The organism is Thalassobellus citreus, from assembly GCF_044385915.1.
Lineage (GTDB): Bacteria > Bacteroidota > Bacteroidia > Flavobacteriales > Flavobacteriaceae > Thalassobellus > Thalassobellus citreus.
On sequence record NZ_JBISCC010000130.1, the window covers coordinates 291,116 to 311,425 of the forward strand.

The 20,310-nt window shown below is 27.1% G+C and carries 15 protein-coding genes; 14 read left to right on the forward strand and 1 reads right to left on the reverse strand.

The window, feature by feature from the left end:
- Nucleotides 1-251: 251 nt before the first annotated feature.
- The 14 genes from ACH5TX_RS19040 to ACH5TX_RS19105 all read left to right on the forward strand — a co-directional run bounded on the left by ACH5TX_RS19040 (nt 252) and on the right by ACH5TX_RS19105 (nt 17,808).
- Nucleotides 252-1,238, forward strand: a complete 987-nt coding sequence (locus ACH5TX_RS19040) for an SDR family oxidoreductase (RefSeq protein WP_439341080.1) — start codon at nt 252-254, stop codon at nt 1,236-1,238.
- Between the two features lie 254 nt (nt 1,239-1,492).
- The gene (locus tag ACH5TX_RS19045; RefSeq protein ID WP_439341081.1) at nt 1,493-2,872 is read left to right on the forward strand and encodes a nucleotide sugar dehydrogenase; all 1,380 of its coding nucleotides are present in this window, start codon (nt 1,493-1,495) and stop codon (nt 2,870-2,872) included.
- A gap of 9 nt (nt 2,873-2,881) precedes the next feature.
- A complete protein-coding gene (locus ACH5TX_RS19050) occupies nt 2,882-4,162 on the forward strand; it encodes a nucleotide sugar dehydrogenase (RefSeq protein ID WP_439341082.1) in 1,281 nt (426 codons plus the stop codon).
- Nucleotides 4,162-5,682: a lipopolysaccharide biosynthesis protein gene (locus tag ACH5TX_RS19055; RefSeq protein WP_439341083.1), complete on the forward strand. Its 1,521-nt coding sequence runs from the start codon at nt 4,162-4,164 to the stop codon at nt 5,680-5,682. The genes ACH5TX_RS19050 and ACH5TX_RS19055 overlap by 1 nt, the downstream gene beginning before the upstream one ends.
- 7 nt (nt 5,683-5,689) lie before the next feature.
- Complete coding sequence (locus tag ACH5TX_RS19060) at nt 5,690-6,727, forward strand: glycosyltransferase family 2 protein (protein WP_439341084.1); 1,038 nt, start codon at nt 5,690-5,692, stop codon at nt 6,725-6,727.
- A gap of 7 nt (nt 6,728-6,734) precedes the next feature.
- Nucleotides 6,735-7,499 carry a formyl transferase gene (locus tag ACH5TX_RS19065; RefSeq protein WP_439341085.1) on the forward strand — a complete coding sequence of 255 codons (765 nt, stop codon included), beginning with the start codon at nt 6,735-6,737 and terminating at the stop codon, nt 7,497-7,499.
- A 22-nt stretch (nt 7,500-7,521) separates the two neighbouring features.
- On the forward strand, nt 7,522-8,592 hold the full coding sequence (locus ACH5TX_RS19070) for a polysaccharide pyruvyl transferase family protein (protein WP_439341086.1): 1,071 nt from the start codon (nt 7,522-7,524) through the stop codon (nt 8,590-8,592).
- 4 nt (nt 8,593-8,596) lie between these two features.
- Nucleotides 8,597-9,574 (forward strand): glycosyltransferase, encoded by a 978-nt coding sequence (locus tag ACH5TX_RS19075; protein ID WP_439341087.1) that lies wholly within the window; start codon nt 8,597-8,599, stop codon nt 9,572-9,574.
- A 3-nt stretch (nt 9,575-9,577) separates the two neighbouring features.
- Entirely contained in the window at nt 9,578-10,690 is a 1,113-nt protein-coding gene (locus ACH5TX_RS19080) for a glycosyltransferase (protein WP_439341088.1), read from the forward strand.
- 36 nt (nt 10,691-10,726) lie between these two features.
- Entirely contained in the window at nt 10,727-11,821 is a 1,095-nt protein-coding gene (locus tag ACH5TX_RS19085; protein WP_439341089.1) for an EpsG family protein, read from the forward strand.
- Nucleotides 11,822-11,842: 21 nt separating this feature from the next.
- The gene (locus tag ACH5TX_RS19090) at nt 11,843-12,709 is read left to right on the forward strand and encodes a glycosyltransferase family 2 protein (protein ID WP_439341090.1); all 867 of its coding nucleotides are present in this window, start codon (nt 11,843-11,845) and stop codon (nt 12,707-12,709) included.
- Nucleotides 12,710-12,720: 11 nt separating this feature from the next.
- Nucleotides 12,721-13,707, forward strand: a complete 987-nt coding sequence (locus ACH5TX_RS19095; RefSeq protein WP_439341091.1) for a polysaccharide deacetylase family protein — start codon at nt 12,721-12,723, stop codon at nt 13,705-13,707.
- Nucleotides 13,707-14,855 carry a glycosyltransferase family 4 protein gene (locus ACH5TX_RS19100; protein ID WP_439341092.1) on the forward strand — a complete coding sequence of 383 codons (1,149 nt, stop codon included), beginning with the start codon at nt 13,707-13,709 and terminating at the stop codon, nt 14,853-14,855. Before ACH5TX_RS19095 ends, ACH5TX_RS19100 begins: the two co-directional genes overlap by 1 nt.
- A gap of 343 nt (nt 14,856-15,198) precedes the next feature.
- Nucleotides 15,199-17,808, forward strand: coding sequence for a T9SS type A sorting domain-containing protein (locus ACH5TX_RS19105; protein ID WP_439341093.1), 2,610 nt, complete (start codon nt 15,199-15,201; stop codon nt 17,806-17,808).
- Between the two features lie 254 nt (nt 17,809-18,062).
- Here the strand turns inward: ACH5TX_RS19105 and ACH5TX_RS19110 are convergent, their stop codons facing one another.
- The gene (locus tag ACH5TX_RS19110) at nt 18,063-19,985 is read right to left on the reverse strand and encodes a right-handed parallel beta-helix repeat-containing protein (protein WP_439341094.1); all 1,923 of its coding nucleotides are present in this window, start codon (nt 19,983-19,985) and stop codon (nt 18,063-18,065) included.
- Nucleotides 19,986-20,310 lie beyond the last annotated feature (325 nt).

Consider the following 20,310-nt stretch of genomic DNA (forward strand, 5'->3'; position numbering starts at 1 on the left):
AAACTTTGATTTTATTTAAAATAATATATCTATTAGTTATTGCTTAAATTACAAATTCCATTTTCTACTGATTAAAATTTATATAATTTTATAATTCCATTATAAACAAGTACCTTTTATCGATATTTTTATACCGCTAAAAATATTAAATGAAGTTTATCGTAAAAAATGTCTAATTAAAATAATAATTAGTTCAATATCAATTATTTTTCACATATTTGTTTTTAATTTAAATTTAAACCCCAAATTAAATGAAATTCAATCTATTAAATGATAAAACTATATTAGTCACTGGTGGTGCTGGCTTTATTGGTTCAAACCTATGCGAGACATTATTAAACAATAACATAAAAACAATTTGTTTAGATAATTTTTCAACAGGAAAACACAAAAACATTGAACCTTTTCTTAAAAACAATAACTTTAAACTTGTTGAAGGAGACATAAGAAATCTTAAAGACTGCCATAAAGCCTGTAAAAATGTTGATTATATTTTACATGAAGCTGCATTAGGATCGGTACCCAGATCTATAAATGATCCAATTACAACCAATGATGTTAATGTATCAGGTTTTTTAAATATGCTTGTTGCAGCAAGAGATGCAAATGTTAAACGATTTGTATATGCAGCTAGTTCATCTACATATGGAGATCATGAAGCGCTACCTAAAGTAGAAAATGTTATAGGAAAACCTTTATCTCCATATGCTATTACTAAGTATGTAAATGAATTATATGCAGATATTTTTCAAAATGCTTATGGATTAGATACTATAGGATTACGTTATTTTAATGTTTTTGGAAAAAGACAAGATCCTAACGGTGCCTATGCTGCTGTAATTCCTCTTTTTGTAAAACAATTTATTAACTATGAGTCGCCTTTAATTAATGGAGACGGAAGTTATTCAAGAGACTTTACCTATATAGACAATGTTATTCAAATGAATATACTTGCTCTAACTACCACTAACGAAGCAGCCTTAAACACAGTATATAATGTAGCATATGGAGAGAGAACTACTTTATTAGAATTAACAAGTTTACTAAAAGAACATCTAGCTGCTTTTGATGATAACATTAAAAATATTGAAATAAAACATCGTGCCAATAGAGTTGGTGACATCCCGCATTCATTGGCCTCTGTAGAAAAAGCAAAAAAATTATTGAATTATAATCCAAAATACAATATCAATGACGGTATAAGGGAAGCTGTTAATTGGTATTGGAAAAATTTATGACAAAAAATTAAATTAAAAATCCCTCTCCATGTTTTTATATTTCATGCATAAAATTATTAATTCATGAATAATTTTTGAGTATAACCTACTAAAACAATCGACAAAGAGATTGTTTTTACCGATTAATTGCATAGATTTGCATTGTAGAGTATAGAAATAGTATGAAATTAATTATTGAGAAATGATAATTAAATTAATTTAATAAGAAAGTTATACTGTTAATTTGTATACATAAACATTTATAATTAAAAAAAATGAAAGTAACTAAAATATGTTGTATTGGTGCTGGATATGTAGGAGGCCCAACAATGGCTGTAATTGCAAAGAAAAACCCACACATTAAAGTAACTATTGTAGATATAAATCAGACCAGAATTGATGCTTGGAATGATTCTGATGTTTCCAAACTACCTATCTACGAGCCAGGTTTAGCTGAAATCGTAAAAGAAACCAGAGGAAAAAATCTCTTCTTTTCAACAGAAATTAATAAGGCAATTAACGAATCTGAAATGATTTTCATATCTGTTAATACTCCTACGAAGACTTATGGTAAAGGAAAAGGTATGGCTGCTGACTTGAAATACGTTGAACTTTGTGCTAGAAATATAGCTGAAGTAGCAAAAACAGACAAGATAGTTGTTGAAAAATCAACATTACCAGTAAGAACAGCGCAAGCAATTAAAAGTATTTTAAGTAACACAGGAAGCGATGTTAAATTTGATATTTTATCAAATCCTGAATTTTTAGCTGAAGGTACAGCAATAACCGATTTGTTAAATCCAGACCGCGTGTTAATTGGTGGCGAATCTGAAGATGCCATTGAAAGTTTAGCTAATATTTATGGTAGTTGGGTACCCCAAGAACAAATTTTAAGAACAAATGTATGGTCATCAGAATTATCAAAACTAACAGCCAATGCATTTTTAGCACAACGCATCTCATCTATTAATGCTATTTCTGAATTATGTGAAAAAACTGAAGCAAATGTTAATGAAGTTGCTAAAGCAATAGGTATGGATTCTAGGATAGGCTCTAAATTCCTGAAGTCATCTGTAGGTTTTGGCGGATCATGCTTTCAAAAGGATATTTTAAACCTTGTTTATATTGCACGAAGTTATAATTTACAAGCTGTTGCTGATTATTGGGAACAAGTTATCATATTAAACGACCACCAGAAGAGACGTTTTGCAGATCATTTGATTAGCACCTTATACAATACAGTTTCTGGAAAAAAAATAGGTTTCTTAGGTTGGGCTTTTAAAAAAGACACTAATGACACTAGAGAATCTGCTGCTATATATATTGCCGACCATTTATTAAATGAACAAGCTAATATTGCTGTTTACGACCCTAAAGTTATAAATGAAAAAATACAATCAGATTTAAACTATTTAAATACTAGAACAGAAAAAGAAAATAGCGAATTAATACATGCAACAGAAACACCATACGAAGCTTTAAAAGATGCTCATGCTGTAGCTATTATGACAGAGTGGGATGAATTTAAAACATATGATTGGAAAAAAATATACACTCAAATGAAAAAGCCTGCATTTATTTTTGATGGTAGAAACATACTAGACAAATCTGAAATGGAAACTATAGGTTTTAAATATTCTTCTATTGGTCAATAAAATATTATTATGCATAAAGAAAAAATTGCTATTATAGGATTAGGTTATGTGGGACTACCACTAGCCCGTTTATTTGCAACCAAATACTCCGTTGTTGGTTTTGATATAAATGAAAAACGAATTTCAGAATTACAACAAGGTAAAGACGTTACTTTAGAAATTGAAGATGATGTTTTAAAAGGTGTCTTAAAAGATCGTCCAGATTCAAATAATGGATTATATTGTTCATCAAATATCGATGATATAAAACATTGCAATTATTACGTAATTACGGTTCCAACACCTATAGACAAAAACAAAAGGCCAGATTTAACTCCGTTGTATAAATCTAGCGAAACAGTGGCAAAGGTTCTAAAAAAAGGCGACATTGTCATTTATGAATCTACAGTGTACCCTGGTGTGACTGAAGATGAATGTGTGCCAGTTTTAGAAAAAATAAGCGGATTAATATTCAATAAAGATTTTTTCGCAGGATATTCACCTGAACGTATTAATCCAGGAGATAAAGAACATACTGTCGATAAAATATTAAAAGTAACTGCCGGATCTACTCCAGAAATAGGTGTAAAAGTAAATGATCTATATGCCAGTATTATTACTGCTGGAACTCACCTTGCTCCTACTATAAAAGTAGCAGAAGCCGCTAAGGTTATAGAAAATTCTCAACGTGATATAAATATTGCTTTTGTTAATGAATTAGCAAAAATTTTCAATCTTATGAATATTGATACTCATGCAGTATTAGAAGCTGCTGGAACAAAATGGAATTTTTTACCATTTAAACCTGGTCTTGTTGGAGGACATTGTATTGGAGTTGACCCGTATTACTTAGCTCAAAAAGCACAAGAAGTAGGGTATCATCCTGAAATTATTTTAGCAGGCCGAAGAGTTAACGATAGCATGGGACAATATGTTGCTGCAGAAGTTATTAAATTGATGGTACAAAATGATTTTAAAATTAAAAACTCTAAAATATTAGTTTTAGGTATAACATTTAAAGAAAATTGTCCAGATGTTCGAAACACCAAAGCAGTTGATGTAATTAATCAACTAAAAAGTTATGGTATAGACGTTACTATTTATGATCCTTGGGCTAACCCAAATGAAGTAAAGCATGAATATAGCTTAGAAACCATACAAAAGTTACCTAATCAAAAATTTGATGCTATCGTTTTAACTGTAGCTCATAAAGAATTTTTGAATAAAGATCTTAATACATTATTAAAACCAAATGGTGTTTTATATGACGTAAAAGGAGTCCTTACTGCTAGAAATTCTAAAAGACTTTAATGAAATTCAACCAACTTAAAGGTGGTGCTGCATTATCTTATGTAACTATATTTTTAACTAATGTAGTAGGGTTATTACTCACACCTTTCATAATTCGCTCATTTGGAAGTGCAGAATATGGTTTATATACCATGATCGGTGCATTAGTAGGTTATATGAGTGTTTTAGATTTTGGTTTAAATAACACAATAGTTCGTTTTGTAGCTAAATATAGAGCAGAAAATGATAAACAGGGAGAAGAAAATTTTTTGGCGCATAGCTTTATCATGTATTCATGTATTTCTATTCTTGTTAGTGTTTTAGGCTTCATTTTATATTCTAATTTAGAAAGTTTATATAGTGAAAATTTAAAACCAGATCAAATTGATAAAGCTAAAACAATGATGCTTTTATTAATATTTAACTTAGCAATTTCTCTTCCTGGTGGAGCTTTCAGTGGAATATGTTATGGGTATGAAGAATTCATTTTACCAAAAATTACAAATATAGTTCGTTACATCGTTAGAAGTATTTTGGTGGTCGTAATATTATTATTTGGAGCTAATGCTGTTGGTTTAATAATTCTAGATACTATTATGAATTTAATAGTAATAATAATTAATATATATATTGTTTTTAAAATATTAAAGGCTCGAATTAAAATCCATAAATTTGATAAAAACTTATTTAAAAGTATTCTAGGTTTCTCTCTTTGGTTATTTGTTTTTGCTATCGTGCACCAATTAAGATGGCAGTTTGGTCAAATGATAATTGGTATTTATTATTCTACATCTATTGTCGCAATTTATTCAGTTGGTATTACCTTAGGAAACTATTATGGTGCTTTTTCTAGTGCTATTTCATCGGTTTTTTTACCTAAAGCCATCCAAATGACTGTTAAAAGTATTCCTACAGAAGAATTAACCAATACTTTTATTAAAATTTCAAGAATTATACTACTTGTTCTATTTTACATTTTTGGAGCTTTTATTCTTTTAGGAAAAGATTTTGTGTTTTTCTGGGTTGGTGATGAGTATAATGAAGCTTATTATTATGCAATAATTATTATGTTTGGATTAACCCCTATTCTTTCTCAAGGCTTCGCCAATAATATATTAGAGGCAAAAAACTTATTAGCATTTAGAGGTAAATTATTGTTGACTTTAACTCTATTAGGAACAATATTAAGTGTTTTTGTTGTTCAAAAATTTGGTGTTTTAGAAATGATTATAACAGTTGTGATTTTTATGCTATTAGAAAGAGCTATTATGATTTTTTATTACAATAAAAATACAAATTTAGATATGTTTAGGTATTACAGAGAGATATCTCCTCTTTTTGCTGTATTTGCAATAACAACCTTATTAATATTTCTTTTAACAAATAATTTATTGCCAGAGAGAAACTTAATCGTGTTTTTTAGTAGCGCAATAGTTTACAGTTTAATTTTTGTTTTTGTTTTTATAAGGTTTATGACTGAATATGAAAAATCTCTCTTAAAATCTATAGTAATAAAATTTTTGCCTCATTATAAAAAATAATCTATTATTGAAGCCAGAAATATCCATATTAATACCAATATACAATAGCTCCTTGCAACTTGAAAGATGCCTTCATTCAGTTATTAATCAATCATTCAAAAACTTTGAAGTGATTATGATTAATGATGGTTCTACAGATAATTCTGAAAAAATTTGTTTAAACTATTCAAGTTTAGATTCAAGATTTAAATATTACAAAAAAGAAAATGGTAAAAAAGCTACAGCAGTAAATTTTGGATACAAAATGGCAGTGGGGAATTTCATTTCTATAATTGACAGTGATGATTTTATAGAACATAATCTATACGAAATCGCTTTAGCTACAATTTTAAAGCATAACGTAGATATTGTTAATTATTCCTTTAATTATATTAAAAATGGTAAAAAAGAAAAAAATAGTTTACCATTTATTAAAAATAAAATTATAACAAATACACATTTTAGAGAGGTATTAAAATCTCATATGCATAATAAAAAAATGCTATTATGGTTTTCTTGGAGCAATTTAATGCGTAAATCACTTTTGGATGAATTTAATATTCGTCATGATGAAACACAAAAAATTGGTGCTGATTCAACGTTTAACTTAGAGTGCTATTTAAATGCTAATGGAATATATTCTATAAAAGATTGCTTATATAATTATGTCTACAATAATAATTCCATGACACAAATTAAATATAAACCAAATTTACTAAAAAACTTGGAAAAGCAATTTGATGCAAGAAAAACTATTTATAAGAAATATAACCTTATTGACATTGATTATAAAAAAGATTTTTCAAGCTATTATATGGAGCACAGTTTATTTTTTATACTTAATAATGAAAAATGTTCGCCTCAAAAATTAAAGATTAGTACTCTATCAAAAATCAGAAAATCAGAAATCTACAAATATGCATTAAAGTATTACTCTGAATTTTCAGAAAATTTAACACTAAAAAAAAGAATCACAATATTTCTTTTCAAAAATAATTATTTAAAAAGTTTATATTTTATGCATCTTATCATCAATAAAAAAATAATAAACTTTAACGCAAAATAAATTAACTATGGAGAAAAAAATAGTTATGCTTGTTGGTGAAGATCATTCTTCTTTTGCCATTTACAATGCTTTAAAAAAGGATTACAATATTACAAATGTGATATTAGAAAAACCCAAAAGCAAAAAAGAGTTTATTAAAAGACGTATTAAAAAGCTAGGAATACTAAAAGTAGTTGGCCAAGTACTTTTTCAAAAATTGGTTGTACCTTTTTTAAATAAAGAATGTAAAACAAGAATATACAACATTATAAAAAATAACAATTTAAAATTTACAGATTTTGAAAAGAACATTTTAACTAATGTACCCTCTGCAAATTCAGATTTATGTATAAAAACACTACAAGAAATAAATCCAGATTTAGTTATAGTAAATGGTACAAGAATTATTTCTAAAAAAGTACTTAATTCAATAAAAGGTGCTTTTATAAATACACATGCCGGCTATACACCTTTATATAGAGGTATTCATGGTGCGTATTGGTCAAAAGTCAACAAAGATGGATATTGTGGTGTTAGTGTTCATTTAGTAGACCCAGGAATCGATACGGGTGGTATTTTGTACCAAGGATTAATAGATACCATAGAAGATGACAATTTTGTGTCTTACACCTATTTACAATTAGCAAAAGGTATTGAACTTATAAAGCTAGCTATAAACGATTTATTAAAAGATAAGCATAAAGTGATAACAAATAACTTAGATAGTAAGTTTTGGACACATCCAACTATATGGTTTTATTTAAAACATAGATTAATTAATAAAGTAAAATAAGTATCAACAAAAATTTATAAAAATGATTTCTTCTATAAAAAAAATAATTCCATTAGATTGGAAAACTAAGTTGATATTATTCTCACTTAAATCAAAATCTCCAACAGACTTTTCATTTAAAGTTCCAGATACTGATAAAAGAAGCATTTATATTTTTTTAGCAGCTGATTATGGTAATCTAGGTGATGTAGCTATCACATATGCACAACATAAATTTTTAAATAAAAATTTTCCTGAATCTGTAGTTACAGAAATACCAATAAGCAAAACTTTAGAAGGCATTGCATTTGTAAAAAAAATAATTAAACCTAATGATGTTATAACGACTGTTGGTGGTGGCAATATGGGAGACTTATATGAATCTATAGAGCTTTACAGACGATTAATTATAAGTGAATTTCATAAAAATAAAATTATTTCTTTTCCACAAACTATTGATTTTAAAAATGATAAAAGAGGAAATAAATCATTGCAAAAAACAATTAAAACTTACTCTAAACATCCTAATCTTACCTTGGTTGCAAGAGAGCATAAATCATTTGATTATTACAGTAATAATTTTCCAACAAACAATATTTTATTAACACCAGATATAGTATTATCTCAAAATCAATCCAGCCCTCAAAATAAGAGAAATGGTGCTATCGTATGTTTAAGAGACGATAAAGAGAAAAAGCTAACTAATGAACAAGAAGATAAACTAGTTAGTTTATTAAAAAATGAGTTTAATTCTGTTTTTAATAGAGATACTCATATTGGTGGTCACGGTTTAAGTCTGAAAAACAGAGTTAGTAGTTTAAAACTGATTTGGAATGATTTTAAAAAAGCAGAACTAGTTATTACCGATCGTTTACATGGTATGATATTTTGTTATATAACAGGTACTCCTGCCTTAGTGTTTCTTAATAATAATCATAAAGTAAAATCTTCTTATTTTTGGATTAATGAATCTCCTCATATAAGACTTGTTGAAAACTTGACAGAAAAGTCAATAAAACAAGCATTACAAGAGGTAAAAGGTAAGCAAACAGAGATCGATAACAAGAATTTCTTAAAAAAATATGAACCAATAATAGCTGCTATAAAAAACTAATTCCATGACGCAACCTATATTATCAATTGTTGTTCCCGTATATAATGTAGCTGCTTATTTAGAAAAGTGTGTTCATAGCTGCTTTGATCAAAACGTTAACAAAAAATTATATGAAATTATTTTAGTTAATGACGGATCTACCGATAATAGTTTAGAACTTTGTAAAAAACTCAAACTACAATATCCCGATATTAGCATCGTTTCTCAAGAGAATAAAGGTTTAAGTGGTGCAAGAAATACTGGTTTAAAACACTCTAAAGGAGACTATATTTGGTTTGTAGATTCTGATGATTGGATTAGCTCAAACTGTTTAATTAACATCTTTAAAAAATTAAATTCTAAATTAGATATCATTTGGTTAGGACATGATGTTTGGTATTTAGGCAAATCAACCAAAAACTATATACCCCAACAAATATCTCATGCCATTACAGGTGAAGATTTTTTTATTAACCATTTAGAAAACCAATTTTATATTTGGAAGTTTATATATAATAGAAATTTTTTATTAGCCAATAATTTAACATTTTTTGAAGGTATTTTATATGAAGACTTAGAATTTACACCTAGAGCTCTAGTACATGCTAAAAAATGTATTACAATCTCAGAAATATGTTATCATTATTTAGTTCGGGAAGGTAGTATTGCTAATAATATTAAGGAAAAAAATATTGAGCACCGATTTATCATTCTAAATAAACTAACTAATTTAATTGATGATAAAAATATAAGTAAACCTTACAAAAACGCCATTTCAAAAGTTATTCTTCATACACTGTCTGGTACAGTAAACATGGCTGCTAGGGCAAGCATTAAAATTCCTGAAAGTGGATTTAAAATTATTAACAGAATTAAAGAAGATAATATTTTCAATTCTAATTTATCTTTAACAACTAAACTAATTAAAAGAATTCCTAAAATTTATTATAATGCTTTTAGGGGCATTTATAAAATATACAAGATTTTACCATTAAAAAAATAACCTATGAAAAGAATTTTACAAGTTGTTGGAACAATGGATAGAGCTGGAGCAGAAACCATGGTGATGAGTTTATACAGAGCTATTGATAAAACTAAATATCAATTTGATTTTGTTTACTTTACAAATCGTTCATGCTCCTATGATGATGAGATTTTAAACCTAGGAGGTAAAATTTATAGAATTTCTGAGGAGCAATCTAGAAACCCTATTGCAAGAACTTATGCCTTATATAAAGTTATAAAAAATAATAAACCTTTTCATGCAGTACATTGTCATCAGCTATTTAGTAATGCATTTCACTTAATAGCAGCTTATTTTGCTGGAATTAAGCAAAGAATTGCTCATTCCCATAATACGAGTGATATAAACAGTAAAACGTTTTTTGGTAAACTATATCAAACGTTTTCTAGAAAAATCATAAGCTCATTATCTACAGATTATATAGCTTGTGGAAATGAGGCGGGTAAATATCTTTTTTCGGCAAAAAAAGATATTATATTTATTCCAAATGCAGTTAATGTTAAAAAATTTCTAAATGTTAAAGAAAGAAAAATAGAAAATTTTTTTGAAAATAATTTGATAACCAATAACACAATAGTATTGTCTCAAATTGGAAGATTAATGCCTGTTAAAAATGCTGAGTTTACTATTAATTTTGCGGATTTTTTAAAAAGTAACAATATTGATTTTCATTTATTTTTTACTGGAGCAGGTCGTTTAGAAAATAATTTAAAAGCATTGGTTTCTGAAAAGAAGTTAGATAAACACATTACGTTTTTAGGTGTTAGATCAGATATTGAAATCATTCTTGCTCATTCAGACGCTTTATTAATGCCATCATTTCATGAAGGTTTCCCTGTTATTTTAGTAGAATCTCAAACATCAGGAACCCCCGCTTTAATATCAGATAAAATATCTAGTGAAGTTGATTTAGAAATGAATTTAATTCGCTTTTGTGCTTTAGAGGATTCATTTGATGTATGGCATAAAAGTTTAGAAAATCTAATAAAAACAAAAGCTATCGCTCCTGAAAAAAGACACGAAATACTTAAAGAAAAAGGATTTGATATTGATGTAAGCGTAAAATTATTAGAAAAAATATATAATAATAATTAAGTTTTCCCAAAATAAGCTTAATTTAAATGTTTAGGAATGTTTGAATTTGTACCAATTAGGAGTTACTATGATATTTATTATCATACTATTGCTATTATTTGTTTTATAACATACTTTCATACATTGGTATTACAACCAAACGAATCAAAAACTCTAGTTTTTAATAAAATAGCTGCTTTAATTGTACTAATATCTTTATTACTTTATATTGGATTTAGGCCTGTACATGGTGTTTTTGTTGATATGACTACCTATGCGCATATTTTTCAAAGATACCAGAATGGTAATTATGTAATAACAAGTGATTATGGATTTTCTTATTTCTTATTATTCTGTACTAAAGTAATGACGCTAGAAGGTTTTTTCTTCATTTGTGCATGCATTTATATTTTACCTTTATATAAAGCTTGTAGAAATTGGTTTCCAAATTATTACTTTTTTGCTTTTTTATTATTTGTTGGTTCCTTTTCGTTTTGGCCTTACGGGGTTAATGGTATTCGTAATGGTATGGCTACATCTTTATTCGTTCTAGCACTGTCCTACAACCAAAAGAATTTTAAATTAATGGTTGTCTTTTTTATTTTATCATTCTCTTTTCATAATAGTATGTTATTACCCATTGCGGCATTTGTTGGTAGTAAATTTGTACCAGACACCAAAAAATATTTTTTCTTTTATATTCTAGCTATTGCTTTATCTATAAGTATGGGGGGGATTTGGGAAAATATTTTTGCTAACTTAGGTTTTGGTGACGAGCGATTTTCAGCATATTTAACTGCTGGATCAGATTCTGGAAAGTTTGCCTCTACAGGATTTAGATATGATTTTTTACTCTATAGTATTGCACCAATTATTCTATCAATTTTTTATAAATTTAAAAGTGGATATGAAAGTGTTATTTATGATAGAATTTTGCATACATATATTATTGCTAACGCGTTTTGGGTAATGGTTATAAGGGCAAACTTTTCCAATAGGTTTGCTTATCTTTCATGGTTTTTAATGGCAGCAGTAGTCATATATCCGCTATTAGATAAAAGTTTTTGGTCAAATCAATTTAAAAAAATAGGAATTATAATTTTAGCTTATTATAGTTTCACTTATTTCATGTTCTTTAAAGATTATTTTTAAAAAAAATTAAAAAAATTAAATATGGCAATTACAATAGGACTCCCCTTTTACAATGCAGAAGATTACTTAGAATTAGCAATTAAGTCTGTATTTGCTCAAACATATCAAGATTGGGAATTAATTTTAATGGATGATGGTTCAACTGATAGGTCTTTAGAAATAGCTAAATCTATTAATGATCCAAGAGTTAGTGTTTACTCTGATGGAAAAAACAAAAAATTGGCCGCTAGATTAAATGAAATTGTTGGATTAGCAAAATACGATTATTTAGCTAGAATGGATGCCGATGATTTGATGTCTACAAAACGTATTGAAACCCAAATTAATATTTTAAAAAACAATCCAGAACTAGATTTAGTTAGTACTGGGACAGTTTCAATAGCAAATGATTTAAGATATTTAGGTTCAAGGTGTGCTGATTTACATGAACTCTCATTTAATGATATACTTTTTAAAAGAGCTACTCCTCTTCATGCTAGCATTGTTTGTAAAACAGATTATTTTAAACGAAATAAATATGATGAATCTGTTAAAATTGCTCAAGATTATGATTTATGGCTTAGAGTAAGCAAGAAAAATGATTTAAAAATCAGGCTTATTCCTAACTTGTTATATTACTATAGAGAAGAAAGCAGTGCGACTGCCAAAAAGATTCTAGTTGCTTATAAAAACGAGCGTGTAATGTATAAGAAGTATGCAGGAAATAATTTCTATCATTTATGGTTAAAATCTAAAATTAAATCTTTTATAGTTTGGGGTATTTCCCTTATAAATAAGGAAGACATTCTTTTAAAGCGTAGGAGTTATAAAGATGCTGATACCACTATAGAAGATAATTATTTAAAAGAGATTGCAATTATTAAAAACACAAAACTACCAACTCACTAATTATCATCATCATGAATGGCAAATTTATAATTTCATTAGATTTTGAATTACATTGGGGTGTTTTTGACACTTTAAGTTTAAAGCAATACCAAACAAATCTTAGTAACGTTAAAAACGTTATAGATAAGCTACTAGTTTTGAGTAATAAATATGATATAAAGTTAACCTTTGCAACTGTTGGTTTTTTATTTGCTGATAATAAAAAAGAGATTAAAAAATTTATGCCAACTTTGTTACCCAATTATACAGATCAAAACTTAAACCCTTATAGATTGTTAAATGAAATTGGTGATGACGAAAAGATGGCCCCATTACATTACTCAAAATCAAATATAAAGCTTATAAAACAAACTGGTAATCATGAAATAGGAACCCATACATTTAGTCACTATTATTGTTTAGCATCAGGACAAAATTCATCTGAATTTGATGAAGATTTAAAATCAGCAAAAAAAATAGCCGATACTATGGGTATAGGCTTAACCAGTATTGTATTTCCCAAAAATCAAATTAACAAACAACATTTAGAAATATGCAAAAATAATGGTATAACAAATTATAGAGGGGCAGAAAAGCACAATATTTATAATTATCCAAACTTTAATACAAAGAAAAAAAAATTGCTTAGATTTATTGATAATTATATAAATGTGAGTGGTTACAACACTTATCCTATCAATAATATCTCCAAGGATAGTAGTGGACTAATTAATTTACCTTCAAGTAGATTTTTAAGACCATACATACCAAAATTAGCATTTTTAGAATTTTTAAAGATTAAAAGAATACAAAAAGCAATGAAACATGCAGCTATAAATAATGAATTATTTCATTTATGGTGGCATCCTCATAATTTTGGAGCTAATATGAATGAAAACTTTGAGAATTTGGAAAATATTTTCAAAACTTATGCTAATTTAAACAAAAAGCATCAATTTAAAAGTGTGACTATGACAGAATTAGCTAGCCAAATTTTAAATAACAAATCTAAAAGTTAATGAAAAAAAAAATTATTAGAGTTACAGCAGTACCAGCGTCTCTAAATTTACTTAAAGGGCAATTAAAGTTTTTAAATAATTATTTTGAAGTGATTGGAGTTTCTTCTCCCATTGAAAATCATTTAGAAGAAATTTCTAAAAGAGAGGGTATACATATTGAAGCCATTGAAATTAACCGACGAATTAGTCTATTTAAAGATTTAAAATCACTTTGGGTTTTATATAAATTTTTAAAAAAAGAGAAACCCTTCATAGTGCATTCTATAACACCAAAAGCTGGTTTTATATCAATGATAGCTTCTTATCTAGCAGGTGTCCCTAATAGGATTCATACTTTTACTGGTTTAATTTTTCCAACAAAAACTGGTCTAGCACAAAAATTATTAATTTATACTGATAAAATACTTTGTTTATGTGCAACACAAATATTACCTGAAGGAAATGGTGTTAAAAGTGATCTTATAAATTATAAAATTACATCAAAACCACTTAAAGTAATCGCAAATGGTAATATTAATGGAGTAGATATAGAATATTTTAATCCAGATATTTTTAATGATGATTTTAAAAAACAACTTAGAAAAAAATTATCAATACAAGAAAACGATTTCGTTTATATATTTATAGGAAGATTAGTTAAAGACAAAGGTATTAATGAATTGGTTAATGCATTTCTTAAGTTAAATAAAAAAAATAAAAATATTAAATTACTTTTAGTTGGAGATTTTGAAGAAGATTTAGACCCATTAAGTATAGAAGTATCATATGAAATTAAAAACAATAAAAATATTATATATACAACTTGGGTAAATGATGTAAGACCATATTTATCTATATCAAACGTTTTAACTTTTCCTAGTTATAGAGAAGGTTTCCCAAATGTAGTTTTACAAGCAGGTGCAATGGATTTACCAAGTATAGTAACTAATATCAGTGGTTGTAATGAAATTATTATTGAGGGAGAAAATGGAACAATTATTCCAGTAAAAGATGAAAATGCTTTATATAATAAAATGATTAAATTTTATAATAAAGAAAATACATATCAACGAAATACTTGTAGACAACTTATAATTTCAAAATATAAACAACAAATAGTTTGGGATGCAATTTTAGAAGAATATCAAATGCTCACTACAAATCCATAAAACTAATAACGTAAAACAATTAAAATAGATATTTTGCTTATTTACGTTATAAAACCTTCAAAGACCTCACGATTGGGTTTGGTCTTAAATCCAATACTATTTTCTTTCATAAGAGTAAGTGTTTATACTCAAAAAAAAGTCTTTTTTTTACATAAATATATAATTTACAAATAGTTATCAACAATCTTATACTCGCAGACTATTCTAAATTATATTTGCAATTCTAAATTTTTAATGTTTAAAAGTCATTATAGTCTTACAATGTTATAAACTTAGGAAAGTTAAGATTTTACAATCTATTTATTTTAATATTAAACTCTCAAAAAATTAAAGAAACTGTCCAATGAAAACTATAACGTTTTACTCATTTTCATCTTTATTAGTCTTATTTTTTATAAGCGGTACACTTACGGCTCAGCAAAAAACCTATATTCCAGACAAAAACTTTGAACAAGCTCTTATTGACTTAGGTTATGATAATGTACTAGATAATTATGTGAACAATAACAATATTATCAATGTTAAAAATTTAGATATTAGATCTAAAGATATTTCTAATTTAACAGGTATTGAATCATTTACTGAATTAATTAATTTAAATGTGACTTTTAATGTAATTAAAAATATAGATGTTAGTAGTAATACAAAATTAAATGAATTGTATTGTGCCTTTAATAGTCTTGACAGTTTAAATTTAAATCAAAATACGGCTCTTACCTATTTAGATTGCGGTTTCAACAAATTGAATTTATTAGATATTCAAAACAATAAGGCATTAACAGTATTATATTGTGATTACAACAACTTAGTTAGTCTAAATGTAAAAAACGGTAATAATACAAATTTTAAAAACTTTGATGTTCGTAACAATCCTAACTTAACCTGTATTGAGGTTGATAATCCTACTTATAGTGCTAACAACTGGTCTAATATCGATAATTCTTCAAGCTATAATTGTAATGGAGATGTTATTATTTCTCCAGAACTTACTCATGTACCTGATAATAATTTTGAACAAGCTTTAATAGCATTAGGGTATGATACTGTGATGGACGATTATGTAACTACAACTAATATAAGTAGTGTTGAATCTTTAGATATTTCAAATAAAGATATAAAAGACTTAACTGGCATAGAAGCTTTTGCTAGTTTAACAACTTTAAATTGTAGAAAAAACAATTTGAGTGTTTTGGATTTGAGTAATAATTTATCCTTGACCTATTTGAACTGCTCTCTTAATAACCTTAACGACTTGGATCTAAGTAATAATATACTTTTAACTAATTTCATTGGTTTTTACAACAATTTAGTTGGTTTGAATGTTAAAAACGGAAACAACATAAATTTCACAAATTTTGATACTAGGTACAATACAAATTTAAACTGTATACTGGTTGATGATATTGCTTACAGTGATGCTAATTGGCTTAAAAAAGACACTACTGCTAGTTTCAGCATTAATTGTGATGGTGGAGATGATACTGATACTGATGGTGATGGTATTTTCGATAAAAATGATGCTTGTCCAGATGTCCCAGGAATTGAATCTTTAAACGGATGTCCCGATACCGATGGTGATGGAATTGAAGACAGCGTAGATGACTGTCCTAATGAAGTTGGTTTAGCTGAATTTAATGGCTGCCCAGACACTGGTGGTGGAGATGTTATTATAACTCCTGAACTTACTTATGTACCTGATAATAATTTTGAGCAGGCTTTAATCTCTTTAGGGTATGATACTATTTTAGATGATTATGTTACAACAACTAATATTAGTGATGTTATTGTATTAGATGTTTCTAATAAAGATATAAATGACTTAACGGGTATAGAAGCTTTTATTAGTCTAACAACTTTAAATTGTAGAAAAAACAATTTAAGTATTTTGGATTTGAGTAATAATTCATCCTTGACCTATTTAAACTGTTCTCTTAATAACCTTATTAACTTGGATCTAAGCAACAATATACTTTTAACCAATTTAATTGGTTTTTACAACAACTTAGTTAGTTTGAATGTTAAAAACGGAAACAACATAAATTTCACAAATTTTGATGCTAGGTACAATACAAATTTGGACTGTATACAGGTTGATGATGCAGCTTATAGTACTACAAATTGGCTTAAAAAAGATGATAATGCTAGTTACAATATTAGCTGTACTGGTAATACACCAGAACTTACTTATGTCCCTGATAATAATTTTGAACAGGCTTTAATAACATTAGGATATGATACTGTTTTAGATGATTACGTTACAACAACAAATATTAGTAGTGTTGAATCTTTAGATATTTCTAATAAAGCTATAAATGACTTGACTGGTATAGAAGCTTTTCTCAGTCTAACAACTTTAAATTGTAGAAAAAACAATTTAAGTATTTTGGATTTGAGTAATAATATATCCTTGACCTATTTAAATTGTTCTCTTAACAATATTAACAGCTTGGATTTAAGCAATAATATACTTTTAACCAATTTTATCGGTTTTTACAACAATTTAGTTAGTTTGAATGTTAAAAACGGATATAACATAAATTTTACAAATTTTGATGCTAGATACAATTCAAATTTGAACTGTATACAAGTTGATGACGCTAATTATAGTACTACAAATTGGCTTAAAAAAGATGATGCTACTAGTTATAATGTTAACTGTGGAGGATTAATAGCTAAATCTAGCTCAAGTTCTAAAAAAGTGTTAAACGATACAAAACAACAATTAAAAATAAGTAATTATAAAATATATCCAAATCCAGTTAAAGATGTTTTAAATATTAATTTGGATAATGGTGTTATAATGCAACAGGTTCTTTTTTATAATACTTATGGTCAACTAATTTTTTCAGCTAAATCAAATAAAATTGATGTTAGTAATTTTACAAGAGGTATTTATTTTTTAGAAATAGAAACAAACCAGGGAAAATCCAATAAAAAGATAATTGTTGAATAATTATAGTCTTAATACAGTAGTAGAAAACCGGTTTTTTTTTATGTGCGCCCTATCTAACCTACTGTGTTTAAGTTTTGGTATTTCAAGTTTATTAAATCAACCGAAACCAGTAAAAAGAGATTATTATTTTATAAAAAAATCAAAAATATGTAAACTGTAAGATTTATAAATTACAAGCAGAAATTTCAACATATATGAAAAGTAAAAAGGCGAAACTATATGTTTCGCCTTTTTTAGATAATAATAGTTGTTTTTTAATTTGATACTGCATTATTTGTTAAAATAATATTCTCAGAATCTATAATTTCAAAATCGGTATTACTTATATTATTTTTAAATTCGATATTCTTACTACTATTAACATGAATAAAAAAATTGTTCGGATTTTTAGTGTTAAGTGTACAACTATCAAAAGAAATTTGAGTACTACTTAAGTTACTTTCATTAATATATCCTATCAAACTTATTGGACGGTTACTAACACTAATAAATTCATTACTAATCTTTATATCATTTGAATTTTGAGAGTTATTAAAGCTTCTATATCCATAACTAACATCTAAATTACTTTCAATACTATTCTCAGATAAGACACTGTCATAAAAATCACCTTTTAATTGTATTCCTGTTTTACAATTTATAATTGTATTACTACTAACTACAAAACTTTTACCTGCAACAGAAATACCATTGGAATAATCTTTTATATTATTTCCAGTAATAGTATAATTAAAATTAAACTCTACCCCGCCTCTTATATAAGATTGAATATTTATTGCATTAAAATTTCCAGGTTCACGGGATTCAAAGGTGTTATTTCGTATAATTACATCATTTGAAGCTACATTTGCGACCCATTTATCAAAATAATTATTTTCTATGATGACGTTACTACTTGTAAATAGTGTTATATCTCCAAATTCATTACCTGTAAGTCTAGAATTCCTAATTATAACATTTTCAATTTTATTAATTTCATTCATTGTACCATCATCATTAATATATCTTAGTGCCTCTAAATCTATTCCATATTTTGGTATTGCTCCAGAGCTACTAAAAGCTGGGTTACCATTTGCATCATAAGCTTGCTCTCCTTGCCCTGTATCAAGTATGTCACAATTATCAATGATAACTCCTAATGCATCAATAATAGCAATTCCATTTCGTCTACTCTCTTTTATTAAGCAGTTTTTTATTAAAACATTTTCACTTGTTCTTGTTCCAGATTTCAAAGATCCATCTGGGTTCCTAATAGTCTCAGCGTGAACCTGTATACCTTCACCAATAGAATTACTGATATTTACATCATCAACAATAGTGTTATGGGAACCTATAACCCAAATAAGGTGCCCATTTCCATGTTCATCTCTATTTGCACCAACAATATCATTTATTGGTGTATAATCATGTTCCCACCGATCTCCAATTAAATTTCCTCCAGAAATAACCGCATTATCTGATACCATTGTGGTTATAAGTGCATATGCGGGGAAATGAGTGGGTTGAACTCTAAGAAATGTATTATTACTCATCTTAAAATGAAAACTTGAAGGTATTCGTATTGATCTTTCAAAACTGTATAGTCTATTAACCTTATTCGCTTCAACATTAAAATAAGCATCAATTTTATCTAATTCAAAAACATTTGCACCAAGGGCATAAACTAATTCAATAGCTTTATTTATGTTTTTTCTATTGTTTAATGAAATTTCTTTGGTGGTTTTGCCTTCTACAATATTCCATTTTTCAGGAATAAAAGTAAAATTTGGGCTTCTTAACATAACATCACCTTCAATCTTAAGAGACATGTTTAATAAGTCACCATCAATAGTACCTCCAGAAAAAACTAATGTTCCATTATTAATTTCTCCGCCTTCAAACTGTATATTTATATTAGCTGGTAACGTTATAGTATTTCCTTCTAAATCTAATACACAATTAATGTTAATTGTAGAATTTTCAACTATAGTAGCTAAAGTAAATTCACATGGTAGTGAGGTGTCTATAGGTACCTCTTCCTTATCTTCATTTTCATCAAGAGGAGTCTCATTAACAGGCGTATTTTCAACAATCTCTTGCTCTAATTCAATAAAAAGTTCTTCTTTATTACATGACTGAAAAAATAGTAGCAAAAAAATTAGAACCATAGCTATGGCTGATCCAGTAGGCGTTTTCATAAGTCTATCAATTTGGGGAGGGAAAATTATTAGGATAAAAATAAATTAAACAAGAATAAAACCGTTAAAAAACATATTTTTTTCGACAAAAAACACTTTTTGAAAGTAAATACGTATCGATAAACTGCATTTAACTATTTTAATTTAAATTCATCAAATATCATGGTTTAACAACATTATTAGTTAATGTAATATTTTCTGAATCTAATATTTGAAAATCAGTATTACTAGCATTTCCTTCAAAAGCAATATTTTTTCCGTTTTTTATATACAATTTGAAATTTGTGTTACTTGTATTAAAATCACAATCTTTAAAAGTTATTTG

Bases quoted from the DNA above. Each gene is read 5' to 3' on its own strand.
- ACH5TX_RS19040 (WP_439341080.1), top strand. From the start codon at position 252: ATGAAATTCAATCTATTAAATGATAAAACTATATTAGTCACTGGTGGT.
- ACH5TX_RS19045 (WP_439341081.1), top strand. From the start codon at position 1,493: ATGAAAGTAACTAAAATATGTTGTATTGGTGCTGGATATGTAGGAGGC.
- ACH5TX_RS19050 (WP_439341082.1), top strand. From the start codon at position 2,882: ATGCATAAAGAAAAAATTGCTATTATAGGATTAGGTTATGTGGGACTA.
- ACH5TX_RS19055 (WP_439341083.1), top strand. From the start codon at position 4,162: ATGAAATTCAACCAACTTAAAGGTGGTGCTGCATTATCTTATGTAACT.
- ACH5TX_RS19065 (WP_439341085.1), top strand. From the start codon at position 6,735: ATGGAGAAAAAAATAGTTATGCTTGTTGGTGAAGATCATTCTTCTTTT.
- ACH5TX_RS19070 (WP_439341086.1), top strand. From the start codon at position 7,522: ATGATTTCTTCTATAAAAAAAATAATTCCATTAGATTGGAAAACTAAG.
- ACH5TX_RS19075 (WP_439341087.1), top strand. From the start codon at position 8,597: ATGACGCAACCTATATTATCAATTGTTGTTCCCGTATATAATGTAGCT.
- ACH5TX_RS19080 (WP_439341088.1), top strand. From the start codon at position 9,578: ATGAAAAGAATTTTACAAGTTGTTGGAACAATGGATAGAGCTGGAGCA.
- ACH5TX_RS19085 (WP_439341089.1), top strand. From the start codon at position 10,727: ATGTTTGAATTTGTACCAATTAGGAGTTACTATGATATTTATTATCAT.
- ACH5TX_RS19090 (WP_439341090.1), top strand. From the start codon at position 11,843: ATGGCAATTACAATAGGACTCCCCTTTTACAATGCAGAAGATTACTTA.
- ACH5TX_RS19095 (WP_439341091.1), top strand. From the start codon at position 12,721: ATGAATGGCAAATTTATAATTTCATTAGATTTTGAATTACATTGGGGT.
- ACH5TX_RS19100 (WP_439341092.1), top strand. From the start codon at position 13,707: ATGAAAAAAAAAATTATTAGAGTTACAGCAGTACCAGCGTCTCTAAAT.
- ACH5TX_RS19105 (WP_439341093.1), top strand. From the start codon at position 15,199: ATGAAAACTATAACGTTTTACTCATTTTCATCTTTATTAGTCTTATTT.
- ACH5TX_RS19110 (WP_439341094.1), bottom strand. From the start codon at position 19,985: ATGAAAACGCCTACTGGATCAGCCATAGCTATGGTTCTAATTTTTTTG.